Source organism: Rhizobium sp. JAB6 (genome assembly GCF_003024605.1).
Lineage (GTDB): Bacteria > Pseudomonadota > Alphaproteobacteria > Rhizobiales > Rhizobiaceae > Rhizobium.
Map to the genome: position 1 here is coordinate 1,035,097 of NZ_PYJQ01000009.1, position 16,906 is coordinate 1,052,002.

General features: G+C 61.3%; 21 protein-coding genes. 12 read left to right on the top strand and 9 right to left on the bottom strand.

Annotated elements, in window-relative coordinates; genetic code table 11:
- The first annotated feature begins 1 nt into the window (after position 1).
- Positions 2–1,246 (top strand): DUF6596 domain-containing protein, encoded by a 1,245-nt coding sequence (locus C7U61_RS15115; protein WP_106998841.1) that lies wholly within the window; start codon positions 2–4, stop codon positions 1,244–1,246.
- Positions 1,247–1,253: 7 nt separating this feature from the next.
- On the opposite strand, the gene C7U61_RS15120 is transcribed toward C7U61_RS15115, so the two are convergent.
- From C7U61_RS15120 to C7U61_RS15140, 5 genes are all read right to left on the bottom strand, one after another.
- Positions 1,254–2,285: a peptidoglycan -binding protein gene (locus C7U61_RS15120; RefSeq protein ID WP_106998842.1), complete on the bottom strand. Its 1,032-nt coding sequence runs from the start codon at positions 2,283–2,285 to the stop codon at positions 1,254–1,256.
- Between the two features lie 3 nt (positions 2,286–2,288).
- The gene (locus tag C7U61_RS15125) at positions 2,289–3,332 is read right to left on the bottom strand and encodes a flagellar motor protein MotA (protein WP_106998843.1); all 1,044 of its coding nucleotides are present in this window, start codon (positions 3,330–3,332) and stop codon (positions 2,289–2,291) included.
- Between the two features lie 135 nt (positions 3,333–3,467).
- Positions 3,468–4,268, bottom strand: coding sequence for an inositol monophosphatase family protein (locus tag C7U61_RS15130; RefSeq protein WP_106998844.1), 801 nt, complete (start codon positions 4,266–4,268; stop codon positions 3,468–3,470).
- A gap of 192 nt (positions 4,269–4,460) precedes the next feature.
- Positions 4,461–5,681 carry a tetratricopeptide repeat protein gene (locus tag C7U61_RS15135; protein ID WP_106998845.1) on the bottom strand — a complete coding sequence of 407 codons (1,221 nt, stop codon included), beginning with the start codon at positions 5,679–5,681 and terminating at the stop codon, positions 4,461–4,463.
- A 9-nt stretch (positions 5,682–5,690) separates the two neighbouring features.
- Positions 5,691–6,344, bottom strand: a complete 654-nt coding sequence (locus tag C7U61_RS15140) for a thiamine phosphate synthase (RefSeq protein WP_106999119.1) — start codon at positions 6,342–6,344, stop codon at positions 5,691–5,693.
- Positions 6,345–6,567: 223 nt separating this feature from the next.
- Between C7U61_RS15140 and C7U61_RS15145 the strand changes: the two genes are divergently transcribed.
- Positions 6,568–6,828: a metalloregulator ArsR/SmtB family transcription factor gene (locus C7U61_RS15145; RefSeq protein ID WP_106998846.1), complete on the top strand. Its 261-nt coding sequence runs from the start codon at positions 6,568–6,570 to the stop codon at positions 6,826–6,828.
- A gap of 344 nt (positions 6,829–7,172) precedes the next feature.
- Here C7U61_RS15145 and C7U61_RS15150 read toward each other — a convergent pair whose 3' ends face one another.
- Positions 7,173–7,346, bottom strand: a complete 174-nt coding sequence (locus C7U61_RS15150; RefSeq protein WP_069613224.1) for a DUF465 domain-containing protein — start codon at positions 7,344–7,346, stop codon at positions 7,173–7,175.
- 230 nt (positions 7,347–7,576) lie between these two features.
- On the opposite strand from C7U61_RS15150, the gene C7U61_RS15155 reads away from it, so the two are divergent.
- From C7U61_RS15155 to C7U61_RS15180, 6 genes are all read left to right on the top strand, one after another.
- Positions 7,577–7,780, top strand: coding sequence for a DUF465 domain-containing protein (locus C7U61_RS15155; protein ID WP_015341042.1), 204 nt, complete (start codon positions 7,577–7,579; stop codon positions 7,778–7,780).
- Between the two features lie 16 nt (positions 7,781–7,796).
- Entirely contained in the window at positions 7,797–8,294 is a 498-nt protein-coding gene (gene purE / locus C7U61_RS15160) for a 5-(carboxyamino)imidazole ribonucleotide mutase (RefSeq protein ID WP_181315852.1), read from the top strand.
- A complete protein-coding gene (locus C7U61_RS15165; RefSeq protein WP_106998847.1) occupies positions 8,291–9,349 on the top strand; it encodes a 5-(carboxyamino)imidazole ribonucleotide synthase in 1,059 nt (352 codons plus the stop codon). Before purE ends, C7U61_RS15165 begins: the two co-directional genes overlap by 4 nt.
- Positions 9,350–9,500: 151 nt before the next feature.
- The gene (gene ykgO, locus C7U61_RS15170) at positions 9,501–9,626 is read left to right on the top strand and encodes a type B 50S ribosomal protein L36 (RefSeq protein WP_003582204.1); all 126 of its coding nucleotides are present in this window, start codon (positions 9,501–9,503) and stop codon (positions 9,624–9,626) included.
- 96 nt (positions 9,627–9,722) lie between these two features.
- Positions 9,723–10,349 (top strand): hypothetical protein, encoded by a 627-nt coding sequence (locus tag C7U61_RS15175; RefSeq protein ID WP_106998848.1) that lies wholly within the window; start codon positions 9,723–9,725, stop codon positions 10,347–10,349.
- 97 nt (positions 10,350–10,446) lie between these two features.
- Entirely contained in the window at positions 10,447–11,496 is a 1,050-nt protein-coding gene (locus C7U61_RS15180) for an alpha/beta hydrolase (protein ID WP_106998849.1), read from the top strand.
- On the opposite strand, the gene C7U61_RS15185 is transcribed toward C7U61_RS15180, so the two are convergent.
- The gene (locus C7U61_RS15185) at positions 11,475–12,416 is read right to left on the bottom strand and encodes a LysR substrate-binding domain-containing protein (protein ID WP_106998850.1); all 942 of its coding nucleotides are present in this window, start codon (positions 12,414–12,416) and stop codon (positions 11,475–11,477) included. The genes C7U61_RS15180 and C7U61_RS15185 overlap by 22 nt on opposite strands.
- A 111-nt stretch (positions 12,417–12,527) precedes the next feature.
- Between C7U61_RS15185 and C7U61_RS15190 the strand changes: the two genes are divergently transcribed.
- The 4 genes from C7U61_RS15190 (at position 12,528) to C7U61_RS15205 (ending at position 14,955) form a co-directional block, all read left to right on the top strand.
- Positions 12,528–12,920, top strand: a complete 393-nt coding sequence (locus tag C7U61_RS15190) for a tautomerase family protein (protein ID WP_106998851.1) — start codon at positions 12,528–12,530, stop codon at positions 12,918–12,920.
- A 5-nt stretch (positions 12,921–12,925) separates the two neighbouring features.
- Positions 12,926–13,321, top strand: coding sequence for a cupin domain-containing protein (locus C7U61_RS15195; protein ID WP_106998852.1), 396 nt, complete (start codon positions 12,926–12,928; stop codon positions 13,319–13,321).
- Between the two features lie 3 nt (positions 13,322–13,324).
- Positions 13,325–13,897 (top strand): DUF4865 family protein, encoded by a 573-nt coding sequence (locus C7U61_RS15200; protein WP_106998853.1) that lies wholly within the window; start codon positions 13,325–13,327, stop codon positions 13,895–13,897.
- Positions 13,898–13,986: 89 nt separating this feature from the next.
- Positions 13,987–14,955, top strand: coding sequence for a threonine/serine dehydratase (locus tag C7U61_RS15205; protein WP_106998854.1), 969 nt, complete (start codon positions 13,987–13,989; stop codon positions 14,953–14,955).
- On the opposite strand, the gene C7U61_RS15210 is transcribed toward C7U61_RS15205, so the two are convergent.
- Together C7U61_RS15210 and C7U61_RS15215 are read right to left on the bottom strand one after the other, a co-directional pair.
- Positions 14,952–15,587, bottom strand: coding sequence for a LysE family translocator (locus C7U61_RS15210; RefSeq protein ID WP_106998855.1), 636 nt, complete (start codon positions 15,585–15,587; stop codon positions 14,952–14,954). The two genes, C7U61_RS15205 and C7U61_RS15210, sit on opposite strands and share 4 nt — an antisense overlap.
- Positions 15,588–15,911: 324 nt before the next feature.
- Positions 15,912–16,793: an NAD(P)-dependent oxidoreductase gene (locus tag C7U61_RS15215; protein WP_106998856.1), complete on the bottom strand. Its 882-nt coding sequence runs from the start codon at positions 16,791–16,793 to the stop codon at positions 15,912–15,914.
- Positions 16,794–16,906 lie beyond the last annotated feature (113 nt).

The window sequence follows — 16,906 nt, forward strand, 5'->3', positions numbered from 1 at the left end:
CATGGCGTTGGATGCAGGACGCGCCGCCGAGCAAACGGCGCGTCAATCCTACGGCAAGCTGATCGCCTTTCTCGCCGCACGCTTTCGCGATGTACCGGCGGCCGAGGACGCTTTGTCCGATGCGATCGCGGCAGCGCTGAGTACCTGGCCGGAACGGGGTGTCCCCGACAATCCGGAAGCCTGGCTGCTGGTTGCAGCCAAGCGCAACCTGCTTCGCCGGGTCAGGCACGAGAATGTCAGGGCCGGAGCGCGCGACAGGATCATGATGGCCTTCGAAGAAGCGGAGGAACGCATGAACGCCGACAATTCCACCTTTCCGGATGAGCGCCTGAAGCTCCTTTTCGTCTGCACCCATCCGGCTCTGGATCGCTCGGCTCATACCCCGCTGATGCTGCAATCCGTGCTGGCCGTCGATGCCGCAACCATAGCCAAGGCTTTCCTCGTTTCGCCGCAAGCCATGAGTCAGCGGCTGGTGCGGGCAAAAACCAAGATCCGCGATGCCCATATTCCCTTTATCGTTCCGGAACGGTCCGTGCTGCCGGATCGACTGGAAAGCGTGCTCTCGGCAATATATGCCGCCTATGGCCTCGGCTGGGACGGCGCCGACGGAGAGTTTGGCAAGCAAAGATCCTTGGCGGAGGAGGCCATCTGGCTCGGTCGCACGCTGCTTGCGACGCTGCCCCGGGAGCCGGAGGCCGCCGGCTTGCTGTCGCTGATGCTCTACAGCCAATCCCGCCGTGAAGCGCGGCGCGACGCAAATGGACGATATGTCCCTCTCGACCAACAGGACATGGCCCTCTGGGACGCCGAAATGATCGTGGAGGCCGACAATCTGTTGCGAAAGGCTGGTGCATTCGGGCGTTTCGGTCCGTTCCAATGCCAGGCTGCGATCCAATCCGTGCATGCCGACCGGCGGCGCTCCGGCATGACCGACTGGACAGCACTGGGCAAACTATATGGAGCACTTGTGTTCATGAAGCCGACCGCCGGCGCCCACGTCGGCCACGCGGCCGTCGTGGGCAAAGTGGAAGGTCCGGCTGCCGGGTTGGCTCTCCTTGACCGGATAGCGGAACGCGAAATCGTCAACTATCAGCCCTATTGGGCCGTGCGCGCGCATCTGCTGACCGAAACCGGCGATACAGAGGAGGCGGCGTGCGCCTATCGCTCGGCGATCGGCCTCAGCGACAGCGAAGCCGTGCGGCAATTCCTGCAGGCACGCCTCGATGGCATCGCATCGCCCGAGTGATGACCGATTACTTCTCCGTCAGCTTCAGCTCGATACGGCGGTTGGTGGCGCGAGCATCCGGCGTGTCGCCGGGCGCGATCGGCTGGAATTCGCCGAAACCGGCAGCAACGAGCCTGTCGGCCGGAACGCCCTGCGAGATCAGGAACTTGACGACCGCAATCGCGCGTGCCGACGATAGCGCCCAGTTGTCCGGGTAACGGCCATTGCCCGAAAGCGGCACATTGTCCGTATGACCGTCGACGCGCAGCACCCAGTTGATTTCAGGCGGAATTTCCTTGGCGAGGTCGATGAGCGCTGCGGCAAGCTTCGTCATCTCCGCCTGTCCCGCCGGATTGAGATCGGCTGCACCGGACGGGAAGAGCACTTCCGACTGGAACACGAAGCGGTCGCCGACGATGCGGATATTATCACGGTCGGAAAGGATTTCGCGCAAGCGGCCGAAGAAATCGGATCGATAGCGGTTCAGCTCCTGCACGCGCTGGGCCAGCGCCACATTCAGCCGCCGGCCGAGATCGGCAATCTTCACCTGCGATGACTGGTCCTTCGCTTCCGATGCCTGAAGTGCGGCTTCGATGGCAGCGATCTGCGTGCGCAGGGCGGCGATCTGCTGGTTAAGCAGATCGACCTGGCTCATCGCCCGCGCGCTCACCTGCTTCTGCTCGTCAAGCTCCTGCGAAAGCGATCCGGCGCGCTTTTCCGCGGCCTGGCTGTTGCCGGAGCCTGCTGCGAGCAGGGCCTGCAGCCGCGAGCGCTCAGTCTCCGCGGAGGAGAGCGATGCCTGCAGATTGGCGACGGCATCCTCAAGGTCCTGTTTGCCGCTTTTTTCCAGCGCCAGCTGCTGCACCAGATCGTTGATGCGGCTGTTGAGGCGATTGAGCACTTCGTCGCGCCCAGAAATTTCGCGGCTGAGGATGAATTGGCCGACGACGAATACCGTCAACAGGAACATGATCGCCATCAGCAGCGTCGACAGCGCATCGACGAATCCGGGCCAATAGTCGACGCTTCTCTGATGGCGTCGGTTGCGGGCGAGCGCCATGGCTTACTTGCTCCCGGTCTTCTCTGTATGGCTGATCCGGTCGGCAAGGCGGTCGAGCGTGCGGCGCATCGATTTGGCCTCTTCCTGCTGCGCCTCGATCCAGTCGCGCAGCATCTGCTGTTCGTTGCGCATGTTCTTGACCAGACCCTGAATGCCTTCGGCAAGGTTCGCCATCGCAGTCACCGAGCGCTGGCCGCCGCCCTCCTCGGCGATCTTGCGCAGATAATCGGATAGCGCGCGGACATCCTCCGAGGAAGCGCCGGCGGTATTTTCGATGACAGGCGCGATATCGGAGCCGACATCGGTGACGGAAGAAAGCCAGTTTTCGAGCTCGGTGTAGAAACGGTTCTGCGCACGGCCGGCCTGCAGATCGAGGAAGCCGAGGATCAGCGAGCCGGAAAGACCGAGTAACGAGGAGGAGAAGGCGGTGCCCATACCCACAAGCGGGCCGGACAGACCCGATTTCAAGGCGCTGAGGATATCCCCGGTGTCGCCGGTACCAGCATCGAGGCCCTGAATGACGTCATTGATCGAGCCGATCGTGCCGATCAGGCCCCAGAACGTGCCGAGTAGCCCGAGAAAGACGAGAAGGCCGATGAGATAGCGCGAGGTATCGCGCGATTCGTCGAGGCGGGTGGCGATCGAATCGAGGATCGAGCGCAGCGTCGCCGTGGAAAGCTGCATTGCCCGACGGTTGCCGAGCAGCGCCCGCATCGGCGCCAGCAGCCGCGGATTGCGGCCGACTTTATCGGCATTGCCGACGGCGCGGAAATGATTGAACCAGCGAACCTCCGGTCTCAGCATCAGCACATGGTTGAAGACCAGCAGGATGCCGACGACCAGCACGCCGACGATCAGGCCGTTGAGGCCCGGATTATGCAGGAACGCAACCTGGGCCTGACGAAAGAGGATAGCCACGATAAAGCCGACGATGACGAGGAAAAGCACCATCGTCCAGAAGAAGGCCATTGGACTCGAGAGCTTATAGGCGTAGCCGCCCGACACATTGTCGGTCGATCCCAGATCCGCCAATTTCACATTTTCCATCACAGGCTCCGCCACCGCATTTTCCGCACGCGGAGACTAGAGCAACATTGTGCCGAATTGAAGAGACGGAAAGCACAAAACAGCCTGTTGGGAACAGACTGTTTTGTCACTCGAAAAGGCGTATGACGGAATGGCTTACTTAGTCGGGACCGGCCGCTTGACCACTTCGGCAAGCGCCTTCTGGATATGCTCGTTGCCGCAAATGATCGATTTCGTTGCAAGCATGTCGGTGCCGCCATGGAAATCCGATACGAAGCCGCCAGCTTCGCGGATCAGCAGAATACCGGCTGCGATGTCCCAGGCAGACAGGCCGGTTTCCCAGAAGCCGTCGAAGCGGCCTGCCGCGACATAGGCGAGATCGAGTGATGCGGAGCCAAGGCGGCGCACACCGGCGACTTCACCCATGACATGGCGCAGCTCCACCAGGAACTTGCCATGGTTGCCGCGGCCGAGATGCGGTACGCCGCAGCCTATGACGCTGTCCGACAGCACGCGGCGCGAGGCGACGCGCAGGCGGCGGTCGTTGAGGAAGGCACCACCGCCGCGTTCGGTCGTATAGAGTTCGTCGGTCGCCGGATTGAAGATGACGCCGGCGACGATCTCATCGTTGCGCTCGAGCGCGATCGAGACGGCAAACATCGGAATGCCGTGCAGGAAGTTCGTGGTGCCGTCGAGCGGATCGACGATCCAGCGATGAGCGCCGTCCGTGCCCTTCACCTCTTCGCTTTCCTCGCCGAGGAAACCATACGTCGGGCGAGCCTTCATCAGCTCCTCGCGGATGATCTTCTGCGCCTTCAGATCCGCCTGGCTGACGAAATCGCCCGGTCCCTTTACCGAAACCTGCAGGTTCTGCACTTCGCCGAAATCGCGGCTGAGCGACTTGCCTGCCTTGAGGGCAGCCTGAACCATGACATTGAGAAGAGCAGAACGGGCCATCGGGTTTCCTTGGATAATGCAGAAAGCGCTGATCGGGCCCGAAAGCAGGCCCCGACGGAGCGGGAGCGTCAGCGGAGATAAAAGATTGGCGGCCTCAAGACCATAAAATCGCGGGAATTTCAAGTGGCGAGGCTATGGCAGGCGCAAACTGACCTCAGATCAGGTCCGCCAAGGCTCAATCCGTCACCTTTATTATCGCGCGCGCCGATACTTGTTGGCTGCGTCGATGGCCGCCTTCTGCTGGTAGTCCTCGATCCCCTGATAGAAATCCTCGAGCTCGGGGTCTTTCAGGCCGGCACGACGGGAAATGACATACCAGGTGGCGGCGGCCACCGGGTCCTGCTTCGTGCCGATGGCGTTGATATAAAGATGCGCCAGCTTGTTTTGCGCGACGACATTGCCACGATAGGCTGCAACCCGCATCCAGTTGAAGCCGTTTTCGAGATCCTGCGTGCCCCCGGTGCCGTTGATCAGCCAGATGCCCATGTCGAGCTGCGCGGTATCGAAGCCCGCATTGGCGGCACGCGACAACCACTCCCGCGCACGTGCCTTCTTCTCCGGCGGCAGATCGGGCAGGTTCAAATAGAGCTGTGACACGGCATATTGCGCGTCGGCAATTCCCTGTTCGGCGGATTTCTCATAATAAGGAAGCGCCATCTGCAGGCCCTTCAGGCCGGGATTTTCGGCCGTCAGCATCTGGGCGACGTTGAACTCCGCCGAAGGCTGACCCGCATCGGCCGCCTTCCTCATCCATTCGTCGGCCTTCTTCTGGTCGCGAGGCACATCGCGGCCTTCCATCAGGATCAGCGCGTATTTGAACATCGCCGTGGGATCGCCACCTTCGGCCGCCTTGCCGTACCAGAAAGCGGCGTCCTTGGTATCGCGTTTGACGCCCAGCCCCTGTGCCATCAGTTCAGCGATCAAAGTCTGTGCGGCCGGATCGCCAAGCTGCGCCCGCGGCAATGCCTTCTGAAAGGCGGTCAGGTAGTAACCGCGCTGGAAGGCACCATAGGCATCGTCCACTTTGCCGGTGAAGGGCTTTTCCGGCGGCAGGTCGGGTAAGTTTGCCCCCATGCGCTCGAAAACGCCGACGCCCTGGGATGGCTTGATGTCGCTATCGGCTTTCGGTTCGGCGCTCGGCTGGATCTTGTCGGTCTTGAAGGTACCGGCATCGGCGCCCAAGGGCCGTGTCATGACGTTATCATTGTGCTGCGGCGCATCCGGAATGGCCGTATCGTCGTCGGATTGTGCATTGTAATCCGGCCGCGCCCCCTTGTCCGCCGGCTGCGACACGCCCGGCAGCGATGTATTGTCATTGCCGGATTGCGCTGAGGCCGGCAACGGAAATGCTGCAAGGCCGGCTGCAAGCACGGCAAGGAAGGATCGATGGCGGAATCGAGGCGCTGACGACATGAATCGCTATCAATCCTCAAACCGTGGCGCTTTTTCGTCCAGAAGCGCATTCACTTCCGCAACGATCGAAGGGGCTGCAGCGGGGTCGGCAAAAACCGCCTTATGCAGCGCCACGAACTCGGCACCGGTGAGCGCCACCTCCAGTGCCGATTTCGGATCGGTGCCGCCCATGACGATGCAGGGGATTTCGATCATCGAAGCCCACCATTCGCCGAGCGCCAGATTTTTCGGATGCGCCTCGGGCTTGATGTCGCCATCGAGCTTGCCGAAGAAAATATAGTCCGGTCTGAGCTCGCCGATCTCCAGCGCGCCATGCCTGTCGGCCGCGCTGCCTCCGCCGACGATCAGCTTCGGCACGAACTTTTCGACGGCTCCCGTAAGCTCGGCAAGATTGCCGGCAATATGAAGCCCGTCGGCCTTGGCACGCCCCGCCACGCGGCTGTCGCCGGCAATGAGCGCGGCCGCACCCGTGGCCTGAATGACCGGCACCAGCTTTTCCGCATGTTTCTGGAAGGTGCTGTCGTCGAGGCCATATTGGGGAATGATCACCGAAGCGACGTCCCCGCCCCTCAGCGCATCGGCCACTGCCTTCGCCCTCTGCTCGATATCGGCAATGTCGGGAACGATGAGTACGAGGCGGCAACGATCTTCGGGCACGGTCATGCGAGCTTCCATGGTTTCGGCCTCCATCGTCAGCGATGGCGCACCGGTTCGATAATCGTGAGTAAATCCGTTAGCTCTCTCTGACAAGGGGCCGTGGCCGAAACGGGCAGTTCACGGTGAGGGACATCGGGCCCACCAACCTCCGCGAGCAGCCATTCGCACAATATATCATGCAGCGCACAATTAACTTGCCGCCCCCTGGTGTTTGACGTAGCTTTCCGCCATGTCGACCATGGATCCTTTCGCAGCCATCGCGGACCCGAACCGGCGTCATCTGCTGGAAGAGTTGCGCCGCGCACCCAAGACGGTCAACGAACTGGCGCAAGGTTTGCCGATCAGCCGCCCGGCCGTTTCGCAGCATCTTAAGACGCTGCTCGACAGCAATCTCGTTTCCGTCACCAATGAAGGCACCAAACGCATCTATACGGTCAACAGCCGCGGTTTCGACAAGCTGAATCTCTGGCTTGATCAGTTCTGGTCCTGAAAGTTCTTCACCTTCGGTCTTCTAGAAACTTAAGGAATTGCGCGGCCAATGGCGTCATGAACGGCGGCGTGAAAAGCAGTCCCTCGAGCTAAGCGAGAGATAAAAGTGACCTGACTTTCGGGATGGATCAGCGCCGCGAGGGCGACAAGCGGCATGTGGTCAGCGACGGCATATACTTCATTAAGCTGGGAAAGTTGCGCCAACCCCTACTTTCGACGCTACGAAGTTGGCGCATCCGTTTGACGGAAATGCTCATCGATCCTGGCTGGGAATTTGCTAAAGACCTTTCGATTCGCCTCTCTTGCCCTCAAGATCGATGGCTTTTTGAACTTTGGAACGTTACCTCAGTGTACCGAGGAACGCAGACGCTGGATTTCGTCTTTGACGCGCAGTTTCCTGCGTTTGATGTCGGCTATTTCCGTATCATTGCTAGAGGGAGATGACATTGCCGCATGCAGCGCCTCCTCGAGCGCAACATGTTTCTTTTCGAGCGATTCAAGATGAGCTTGAACAGTCATATGACCCTTCCTTCCTCTGAAGAGCCCTGACCATCCATTCGCCAAGGCTCTAGGTGTCAACCTTCTTACTGTGCCACAAGATCGAGCCTTTGTCGAAGGCGAAAACGTGTCCTATAGGCGGCAAATTCGTGAAGAAGGATAACTTCCCGTTATCGCCATTTGGTGATAGGAGCTTGCGGAATTCAGGAGGCGGAACGAATGCGATTCCGCGATATGCTGGGGAAATGAACATGGCCGATCAGGAACAGGCGGAAATCAGGCTGATCGTGGCGCGGCTGCGCCAGGAACACGAGGATTATGATGCCGCGATCAATGCCATGATCGAGACGGGCTGCGACGCCCTTCGTATCCAGCGCATGAAAAAGAAGAAGCTCGTCATCAAGGACAAGCTGACCAAGCTGGAAGACCAGATCATTCCCGATATCATCGCCTGAGGAGCACAGCGCAACGATGCTGACCGAAAGACCGCCTGTCGCCATCATCATGGGAAGCCAGTCCGACTGGGAAACCATGAAGAATGCCGCGGACACCTTGGAAGCGCTTGAGATCACCTATGATGCGCGCATCATTTCCGCGCATCGCACGCCGGACAGGCTGGTGAATTTCGCCAAGGGCGCAAGGGACGAGGGCTTCAAGGTCATCATCGCCGGCGCCGGCGGCGCGGCGCACCTGCCGGGCATGGCTGCTTCCATGACGCCGCTGCCCGTCTTCGGCGTGCCGGTTCAGTCGCGCGCGCTCTCCGGGCAGGACAGCCTTCTTTCGATCGTGCAGATGCCGGCCGGCATCCCCGTCGGCACGCTCGCGATCGGCAAGGCCGGCGCGGTCAACGCCGCCCTTCTCGCCGCCGCCGTCCTGGCGCTCGGCGACGAGGAGATTGCCGACCGCCTCGACGAATGGCGCGCGCGCCAGAGCGCCGCGGTTGCCGAATATCCGATGGACGACCTATGAACGCGAAGACGATCGGCATCATCGGCGGCGGCCAGCTCGGCCGCATGCTGGCCATGGCGGCCGCCCGCCTGAATTTCCGCACCGTCATTCTCGAGCCGCAAATTGACTGTCCCGCAGCTCATGTTGCCAACGAACAGATTGTCGCTGCCTATGACGAGGCGGCAGCACTTGCCGAACTGGCGAAGCGCTGCGATGTCGTGACCTATGAGTTCGAGAACGTGCCCGTGACCGCCGCCGAGGATCTTGCCCTTCAGATAACGGTCTATCCGCCGCCGAAGGCGCTTGAAATGGCCCAGGACCGGCTGATTGAGAAGCGCTTCATCAATGGCTGCGGCATTCCGACGGCCCGTTTCCATGCGGTCGACAGCCAGGACGACCTGGAAAAAGCGCTTGCCGATTTCGGCGGCCAGGGCGTGCTGAAGACGCGGCGCCTCGGCTATGACGGCAAGGGCCAGCGCCTTTATCGCTCCGCCGCCGACAGCCCTGAGGGCGGCTACGCGGCCTTGGGCAGCGTGCCGCTGATTCTGGAGAGTTTCGTATCCTTCGAGCGCGAGGTCTCCATCATCGCCGCCCGCGGCAGCGACGGGAAGGTTGCCTGCTACGACCCGGCCCAGAACGTCCATCGCAACGGCATTCTCCACACCTCCACGCTGCCGGCGAGCATTTCGCAGGATACGGCGAACGCCGCGCGCGACGCTGCGGAGAAAATATTGACGGCGCTCGGCTATGTCGGCGTCATCGGAATCGAATTCTTCGTCCTTGCCGATGGCAGCCTGATCGCCAATGAAATGGCGCCCCGCGTCCACAATTCCGGCCATTGGACGGAAGCCGCCTGCGTCATCTCGCAATTCGAGCAGCATATCCGCGCCGTCGCCGGCCTGCCGCTCGGGAATCCTCGGCGTCATTCGGACTGTGTCATGACCAACCTGATCGGCGACGACATCCTGGCGCTGCCGGAATGGCTGCGCCTTGACGATACGCTCGTGCACCTCTACGGCAAGACCGAAGCCCGGCCGGGCCGCAAGATGGGTCATGTCACACAGCTTCTGCGCTGAGATCAGCGGGAAAAAGCCCTGACATGGTTGACAGGCCGGGTATGACAGGGTATTTGCTCCCCACCCTAAAGAGCGCGCCCTGAGCGCGCTTTTGATTGTTAAAGACCCGGGCGAATGTGACATTCCCCCTCAGAGATCGCGGATCAGAAAAATGAAGATCAAGAATTCGCTCAAGTCGCTCAAGGCGCGCCACCGTGACAACCGTCTCGTCCGCCGCAAGGGCCGTATCTACATCATCAACAAGCTGAACCCGCGCTACAAGGCTCGTCAGGGCTGATATAGTATAGCGCGTGGCTCTGGTCCCATGGATCGGGCCTCAGTTTTAGTTGATCGCATCAAATTTGTTTTTGATCTTCGACATTGGCGGGCTACTATGCCCGCCATGCGCGTTTTTGCTTTGCCATATCTGGCCCTGTCGATTCTTCTTGCTCTGACTGCCTCTGCGCCCCATGCGTTGGCCGATGAGCCAAACCCTGTGGAAAAGCAGAATCCCGGCAACTCCTCCGGCACACTGTCGCCTAAACAGCAGCTCGACAATCTGTTCACTGCGCTGAAGCGGCAACGCGATCCCGATCAGGCAAATCTTATCGCCGAGCAGATCAATGCCGAGTTCAACGATTCCGGCAGCGCCACCGTCAATCTCCTGATGCAATGGGCCGATAAGGCCATTCAGGACAAGCGCAATGCCGCCGCGATGGATTATCTCGATCAGGTGATCGCGCTGAAGCCCGACTATGTCGAAGGCTGGAACCGCCGCGCCACCCTCAATTTCGCCATCGGCGACTATCGCAAGTCGATGGAAGACATCAACCAGGTCCTGCGCATCGAACCGCGCCATTTCGGAGCGCTGGCCGGCATGGCGGCGATGCTGACAGAACGCGGCAACGATGTCCTCGCGCTTAAGGCCTGGGAGCGCTTCCTCGAAGTCTATCCCGCGAATCGATCGGCCCAGGAAGAAGCGGACAAGCTCTCGGAAAAGATTGCCGGCAGCCGCACCTGATTTTTATGCCGTAACCTCCGCTCAAATCAACTTTGGAGGAATGAAACGCCGCAATATCGCGCTATGTTAGGGTCTTAGATATTTGATCCGTGCCGCAATGATCGATTCTCTCCTCCTCGCCATTGTCTTGCTTCTTATCGCCGCTACGGGCTTTTCCGCCTACAAGACCCGCGCCATCGAACAGACCTATCCCAATATCGGCGAATTGACCGATATCGGCGGCTACCGCCTCAATGCCGTGCATCTGCCGCGGCCGATAACCGCCGATCTGCCTGCCTTGGTCTTTATCCATGGCGCCAGCGGCAACCTGCGCGATCAGTTCACGGCGTTCGCGGCATCTTTAGCCGGCCGCGCTGAAATGCTGTTCGTTGACCGCCCGGGCCATGGCTATTCCGAACGCGGGACGGCCGAAAACGCCCTTCCCTCCGGCCAGGCCGATGCCATCGCCAAGCTGATGGACAAACGCGGCATCAAGAGCGCCATCATCATCGGACATTCCTTCGGCGGCGCAATCGCCGCCGCCTTCGGCATGCGGCATCCTGAAAAGACGGAGGGTCTGCTTTTCCTCGCTCCGGCGACTCACCCTTGGCCGGGCGGCGTCGACTGGTACTACACGCTTGCCGCCCTACCCGTTTTCGGCTGGCTCTTCACTCAGCTTTTCGTCATTCCGATCGGCTTGCGCCGAGTCGAAAATGGCACGCTCAGCATCTTCCGCCCGAACGCACGGCCGGCGGATTATATCATGAGGACGGTGCCTGAGCTGGTGCTGCGGCCGCGGACCTTCCGCAACAATGCGATCGACGTGGTCAATCTCTTCGCCTATGTCTCCGCCCATGCGCCGCGCTACCGCGAGATCAAGGCACCCACGGTCATCATCACCGGCGACAGCGACGATATCGTGCTTGAAGAATTGCATTCGCGCGGGCTTGCGCGGGATATCCCCGGCGCCGAACTCGTCACCATCCGCAATCTCGGCCACAAGCCGGATTATGTCGCGACGGATGTCGCGATCGCCGCCATGGAACGGCTGGCAGGCCAGCCGCGTGACCTGTACGAGCTGGCTGCGCAGGCAGAAATCCGCATCGCCAGCCCGACGGAGGAAACCTCGCAGCCTAGCCCTGCAGCTCAGGCCATCACGACATCGTAGCCAGGCACATGCTCGAATATCCGGCTCTGCGGCACCGTCTCGATCGTTTGCCGCACCGCCTGCAGCATGATCGAAGCCAAGCGCTCCGTCGCCGGGCTTGCCTCCGCTTCGGCACGATGCAGCACGAGATCGAGCTTCGGCAAAGCCGGCAGGCCGGCCTCGTCAGGCGTCAATTGCCGCACCTTCTGCGGCAGGCCGAGGGGGGTGCGCAGTGTCAGACCGAGACCCGCCGCCGTTGCAGCCCAAAGCCCCCCGAGGCTCGGGCTGACAAAGGATATCCGCCAGCCGATACCGGCGCGATCGAGCGTCCTCGTGGCAATGTTGCGTAGCAGGCATGGCGCTTCCAGCGAGGCCAGAGGCATGATCTCACCGCTATCGGCGTGCCATTGCACGGCGCTATTGGCCGGACCGACCCAGCAGAGCGGCACCTCGGCTATACGGTCGGTATAAGCGGTGCGGAAACCGTCGCTCCAGGCAAGCGCCAGATCGAGCTTGCCGGATGTCACCCGCTCCACAAGCTCGGCATTGCGCACCACCCGCGCCTCGATGCGCACCTTGGGATGTGCGCGGGCGAAACGGCCCAGGACGTCCGGCAGCAGCGTCTCGCCGAAATCCTCCTGCAAACCTAGCCTCACCCAGCCTTCAAGGTCAGTTCCATGCAGCGCCGTGGCCGCCTCGTCGTTGAGATCCAGCAGCCGCCGTGCGTAGCCAAGCATCGTCTCACCGGCCTCCGTCAGCGCCAGCCCTCGCCCCACCTTGCGGAAGATCGGCGTACCCGCCTGCTCCTCCAGCTTCTTCAACTGGGCGCTGACGGCGGAGGTTGAACGCCCGAGCCGGTCCGCCGCTTTGGCATAGCTGCCAAGATCCACGCCGGTAACGAAACTGCGCAGCACATCGAGATCGAAGATGACTTTCCGCATGGAAAACCGTCCATCTTTTTAGAATTATCAATACCGAATTATCTGATTTTCAGGATGATTATCCGCTGGCATTCTGTGCTCGTCAAGTGACACGGAAACAGGAGCAATCCCATGCCATTCACCCGCATCACCCTTCTGCGCGGCAAGCCGCCGGAATATCTCAAGGTGCTGTCCGACAACTTCCACCGCGCCCTGGCCGAAGCCTTTGAGGTACCGCCGACGGATCGCTTCCAGTCCATTCATCAGCTGGAGCCGCATGAGCTCATTTTCGATCGCACCTATTTCGCCAGCAAGCCGCGTTCGGACGATTACGTCTTCTTCGATGTCACCATCGGCAAGCCGCGGAGTACTGAGGTCAAGAAGACCTTCTATCGCCGCGTCGCCGAGCTTCTTGCCGATGCACCCGGCATTCGTCCCGAAGACATCATGATCACTATCACCACGGCAACTCGCGAAGATTGGTCCTTCTCCGATGGCCGCGCGCAGATGATCGAACAGGGCTGAAAGCCATGCCGCAGACCACATCGACGCAACTGTCCGCCATTCATCGCGCCGGCACGAATATGCAGCCATCGCCCGAGGGTATTGCTACCGCCTCGTTCCTGGTGGAGCCGCTCGTGGAGAACGCCGAAAACGGCGGCCTTACGGCGATGCGCTGCGAACTCGAACCCGGCGTGATGACGCGCTGGCATACGCATCCGCATGGGCAGATCCTCTATGTTCTGTCCGGGGTCGGACTTGCCGAACGCTTTGGCGGCCCTGCCGAGGAGCTGCGTGCCGGCGACTGCATCAGCTTCGCGCCGAACGAACGCCATCGGCACGGCGCGGCGCCGGAGAACGCCTTTGCCTATATCAGCATCCAGGCGGCGCAGGATGGAAGCGCCGTAACCTGGCTGGAGGAATGACCGATGATCGCCATGCAATATAACTTCCCCCTCCCCGCGGATTACGACATGGCGATCATCGATCGCCGTATTCGCGACAAAGGTCCCCTGCTCGACAATCTTCCGGGCCTGAAGTTCAAGGCCTACCTGACGGCAAGAAAGGGCGATGCCGTCACGGGGAGCCGGCAGAACCTTTATTCCCCTTTCTACGTCTGGCATGAAGAAGAGGGCCTGAGCGACTTCGTCTGCGGGCCGGGCTTCGCAGCCCTGACCGAGAGCTTTGGCCGCCCTCAGGTCAACACCTGGGTAGCCTGGCACGCCGAGACGTCTCAGGATATCCGCCGCGCCAAATTCGCGACACGTGAGGTGGTCGCAATCGATGCCGAAACATCGCTTGCCGAACTCCGCGCGAACGAAGCCGAGGCAGCGGCGCAGGCCCTATTGAATGGCGACGCCCTCGCCTCCGTCGCCGCCTTCGAACCGACACATTGGACGCTGGTGCGTTTCCGCCTGCTCGCCCAACCGCAAAAAGATCCGGCCAGATCGGGACTCCAAGTCTACAATGTCGGGCATCTTTCGCTGCCCGGCATCGCCTGAAGTGTCACGGAGACAATCTCCTTGTTTTAAAGGTGAGGTGGGCGCTTTATGGATGGAAAACCTTTTTAAATCAGAAGAGTGATCCCTCCATGGTCGATATTGCAATGATCGAAGCCGCCCGCACTCGCCTCGGCGGTCGGGCGCGGCGCACGCCGCTCCTCTCTTCGCCCTTTCTCGATGAGATCGCCGGACGCCGCCTGTTCGTGAAAGCCGAGTGCCTGCAGCATTCCGGCTCCTTCAAATTCCGCGGCGGCTGGTCGGCAGTCTCCGCGCTGGAGCCGGCCGTGCGCTCAAGAGGCGTTATCGCCTTCTCCTCCGGCAATCATGCCCAGGGCGTGGCGCTGGCAGCCAAGCTGCACGGCATTCCCGCCGTCATCATCATGCCGACCGACGCTCCGAAGCTGAAGATCGCCAACACGCGCGCCTTCGGTGCCGAGGTCGTACTCTATGACCGTATCAAGGAAGATCGCGACGAGATCGGCGCGCGCATTTCCAAGGAGCGTGGCCTGACGCTCATCAAGCCCTTCGATGAGCCGCAGGTGATCGCCGGCCAGGGAACAACCGGGCTGGAAATCGCCGAACAAGCAGCGGAGGAAGGCATCGAGACAGCCGACGTGCTGGTCCCCTGCGGCGGTGGCGGCCTGACTTCGGGGATCGCTCTGGCGCTCGAATCCCGCGCTCCGGCCCTGAGGGCACGCCCATGCGAGCCGGAAAATTTCGACGATACCACCCGCTCGCTTGCCTCGGGCAAGATCGAGCGCAATGCCGCGCTGCAGGGCTCGATCTGCGACGCCATCATCACGCCGCAGCCGGGCAACATCACCTTTCCAATCCTGAAGCGCCTCTGCGGCCCCGGCCTCGTCGTGACGGACGAGCAAGCACAAAAGGCCATGGCGCTCGCCTTCACTCGTTTGAAGATTGTCGTTGAACCGGGCGGCGCCGTCGCGCTCGCCGCAGCGCTCTTTCACGGCAACGACCTCAACGGCGATACCGTGATCGCCGTCACGTCCGGCGGCAACGTCGATCGGGAAGTCTTCGAGGCGGCGCTGAGCCTTTAATTTATGGCTCGGCGATAGAGCGCCAGCGATCCGGCAAGGGCCAAAAGCGCGCCGCCACAGGCGCGCTCGAGCCATTTCGCCCCTTCCGACTTCAGGACACGCACGGCCTGCGAGCCGAACACCGCATAGCCGAACATGATCATGAAATCGAGCGCGGCGAAGATCGCACCGAGCACGATATATTGCTGCATCTGCGGCGCCGAGGGATCGATGAACTGCGGCAGGAAAGCCGAGAAGAAGAGATAGCCCTTCGGGTTGGTGACCGCCACCATGAAACTCTTGAGGCCGATGGAAAAGGCGGTTCCCTTCGACTGGCTCGCGCTCGCCTGTAAGGCGCCGTTTATGCTTCCTTTCGAGCGCAGCATCATGATGCCGAGAAAGGCAAGATAAGCCGCACCCACCCATTTCAGGGCCGAAAACCAGAATTCGGAAGCAGCCAGCAGGGCGCCAAGGCCGATGGCGACGGCGCCGATCAGCACAGCATCGGAAAGAACGGCCCCCACCATGCCCGGCAAGGCGCGCCTGACGCCGAAACGCGAACCATTGGTCAGCGCCAGAAGCACGGTCGGCCCCGGCGTGGCGATACCGATGAAGGAAACGGCGGCAAAGGCAAGCAGCGTGGTGACATGCATGAGGTCTCTCCTCTGGAAGGGAGGAGGGTTGCATGTGGGAAGGTGGTTAGCAAGGGGCTTGGTGGAGGCTTTCAGTCTGCCGCACCTGTGATACCCCTCTGTCCCTGTCGGGACATCTCCCCCACAAGGGGGAGATTGGGGCGGCACCCACGAGCCCCAAGCGCACATTGTATCTACAGAAACTGCAGTGCGCCGGTTCGAAAGGAACGTCGGCAAACTCCAAACGATCTCCCCCTTGTGGGGGAGATTTCACAAAGTGACAGGGGGGGGTGCACACCCTCCACGAACTCAATCGCCGACCATGGCACCTCCAAGGCCCGACAATCACTCCACCAACCCCGCATCCTTGGCCGCCAACGCGCCAATCGCCGACCAGTCCAGCTCCTCGCCGCCATGCGCCAGCAGGTTCAGGAATCGATCGCGCAACAGGCTCGCCAGCGGCAGCGGCACGTTCAGCGCCTCGCCGGCGGCCAATGCCAGGCGGATGTCCTTCTGGCCGAGCGGAGCTGTAAAGCCGGCCGGCTGGAACTTGCGGTCCGCGATCAATCTTCCGTAGGTCTTGTAAACGGGCGCGTTGAACAGCGTGGCGGTCAGGAGATCGAGATAGGCGTGCCTGTCGACGCCGCCCTTCTCGACCAGCGCCATGGCCTCACCGAGTGACTCGATCACCGAAGCGATGAGAAAATTGCCGCTGAGTTTAACGAGGTTGGCGGATTTCGGCTCGTCGCCGAGCACGAAGGTGCGCTGACCAATGGCGTCGAAGAGCGGCGTGACCGATTGAATGGCATCCGGCGCACCCGCCGCAGCAACGAAGAGCTTTGCCGCGGCCGCCGCTTCCGGACGGCCGAAAACGGGTGCGGCAACGAAGCGCTGGCCTGCCGCGGCGTGCTCCTTGGTGAGCCGCTCGGACGTCGCCACGCTGATGGTGCTGGCGGAGATATGAACCGCGCCCTTGCCGAGACTTGCCAGAACGCCGCCATTGCCATGGGCGACCGCCGATAGCGCATCGTCATGCGCGAGCATGGTGAAGACAGCTTCGCCGCCACAGGCTTCCGCCACGGTCGCCGCAACCTTGGCGCCCTCGCCGGCCAAGGCCTCGGCCTTGTCGCGCGAACGATTGTAGACGGTCACCTCATGCCCGGCCTTGATAAGGTTGAGGGCCATGGCGGTGCCCATCTGGCCCAATCCGATAAATCCGACTTTCATTGGCATATCTCCTTCTCAATCCGCCTGCTGGAGGATTGCAGACGTTTCGGCTTCAAGAAAAAACCCGCCGTCTTTGGACAGCGGGTTTCGGATGTTTCAGGATGCTGCCGCGA

Bases quoted from the DNA above. Each gene is read 5' to 3' on its own strand.
- C7U61_RS15115 (WP_106998841.1), top strand. From the start codon at position 2: ATGGCGTTGGATGCAGGACGCGCCGCCGAGCAAACGGCGCGTCAATCC.
- C7U61_RS15140 (WP_106999119.1), bottom strand. From the start codon at position 6,344: ATGACCGTGCCCGAAGATCGTTGCCGCCTCGTACTCATCGTTCCCGAC.
- C7U61_RS15145 (WP_106998846.1), top strand. From the start codon at position 6,568: ATGTCGACCATGGATCCTTTCGCAGCCATCGCGGACCCGAACCGGCGT.
- C7U61_RS15125 (WP_106998843.1), bottom strand. From the start codon at position 3,332: ATGGAAAATGTGAAATTGGCGGATCTGGGATCGACCGACAATGTGTCG.
- C7U61_RS15155 (WP_015341042.1), top strand. From the start codon at position 7,577: ATGGCCGATCAGGAACAGGCGGAAATCAGGCTGATCGTGGCGCGGCTG.
- ykgO (WP_003582204.1), top strand. From the start codon at position 9,501: ATGAAGATCAAGAATTCGCTCAAGTCGCTCAAGGCGCGCCACCGTGAC.
- C7U61_RS15210 (WP_106998855.1), bottom strand. From the start codon at position 15,587: ATGCATGTCACCACGCTGCTTGCCTTTGCCGCCGTTTCCTTCATCGGT.
- C7U61_RS15175 (WP_106998848.1), top strand. From the start codon at position 9,723: ATGCCCGCCATGCGCGTTTTTGCTTTGCCATATCTGGCCCTGTCGATT.
- C7U61_RS15195 (WP_106998852.1), top strand. From the start codon at position 12,926: ATGCCGCAGACCACATCGACGCAACTGTCCGCCATTCATCGCGCCGGC.
- C7U61_RS15130 (WP_106998844.1), bottom strand. From the start codon at position 4,268: ATGGCCCGTTCTGCTCTTCTCAATGTCATGGTTCAGGCTGCCCTCAAG.
- C7U61_RS15215 (WP_106998856.1), bottom strand. From the start codon at position 16,793: ATGAAAGTCGGATTTATCGGATTGGGCCAGATGGGCACCGCCATGGCC.
- C7U61_RS15165 (WP_106998847.1), top strand. From the start codon at position 8,291: ATGAACGCGAAGACGATCGGCATCATCGGCGGCGGCCAGCTCGGCCGC.
- C7U61_RS15120 (WP_106998842.1), bottom strand. From the start codon at position 2,285: ATGGCGCTCGCCCGCAACCGACGCCATCAGAGAAGCGTCGACTATTGG.
- C7U61_RS15200 (WP_106998853.1), top strand. From the start codon at position 13,325: ATGATCGCCATGCAATATAACTTCCCCCTCCCCGCGGATTACGACATG.
- C7U61_RS15190 (WP_106998851.1), top strand. From the start codon at position 12,528: ATGCCATTCACCCGCATCACCCTTCTGCGCGGCAAGCCGCCGGAATAT.
- C7U61_RS15150 (WP_069613224.1), bottom strand. From the start codon at position 7,346: ATGACTGTTCAAGCTCATCTTGAATCGCTCGAAAAGAAACATGTTGCG.
- C7U61_RS15205 (WP_106998854.1), top strand. From the start codon at position 13,987: ATGGTCGATATTGCAATGATCGAAGCCGCCCGCACTCGCCTCGGCGGT.
- C7U61_RS15135 (WP_106998845.1), bottom strand. From the start codon at position 5,681: ATGTCGTCAGCGCCTCGATTCCGCCATCGATCCTTCCTTGCCGTGCTT.
- C7U61_RS15180 (WP_106998849.1), top strand. From the start codon at position 10,447: ATGATCGATTCTCTCCTCCTCGCCATTGTCTTGCTTCTTATCGCCGCT.
- purE (WP_181315852.1), top strand. From the start codon at position 7,797: ATGCTGACCGAAAGACCGCCTGTCGCCATCATCATGGGAAGCCAGTCC.
- C7U61_RS15185 (WP_106998850.1), bottom strand. From the start codon at position 12,416: ATGCGGAAAGTCATCTTCGATCTCGATGTGCTGCGCAGTTTCGTTACC.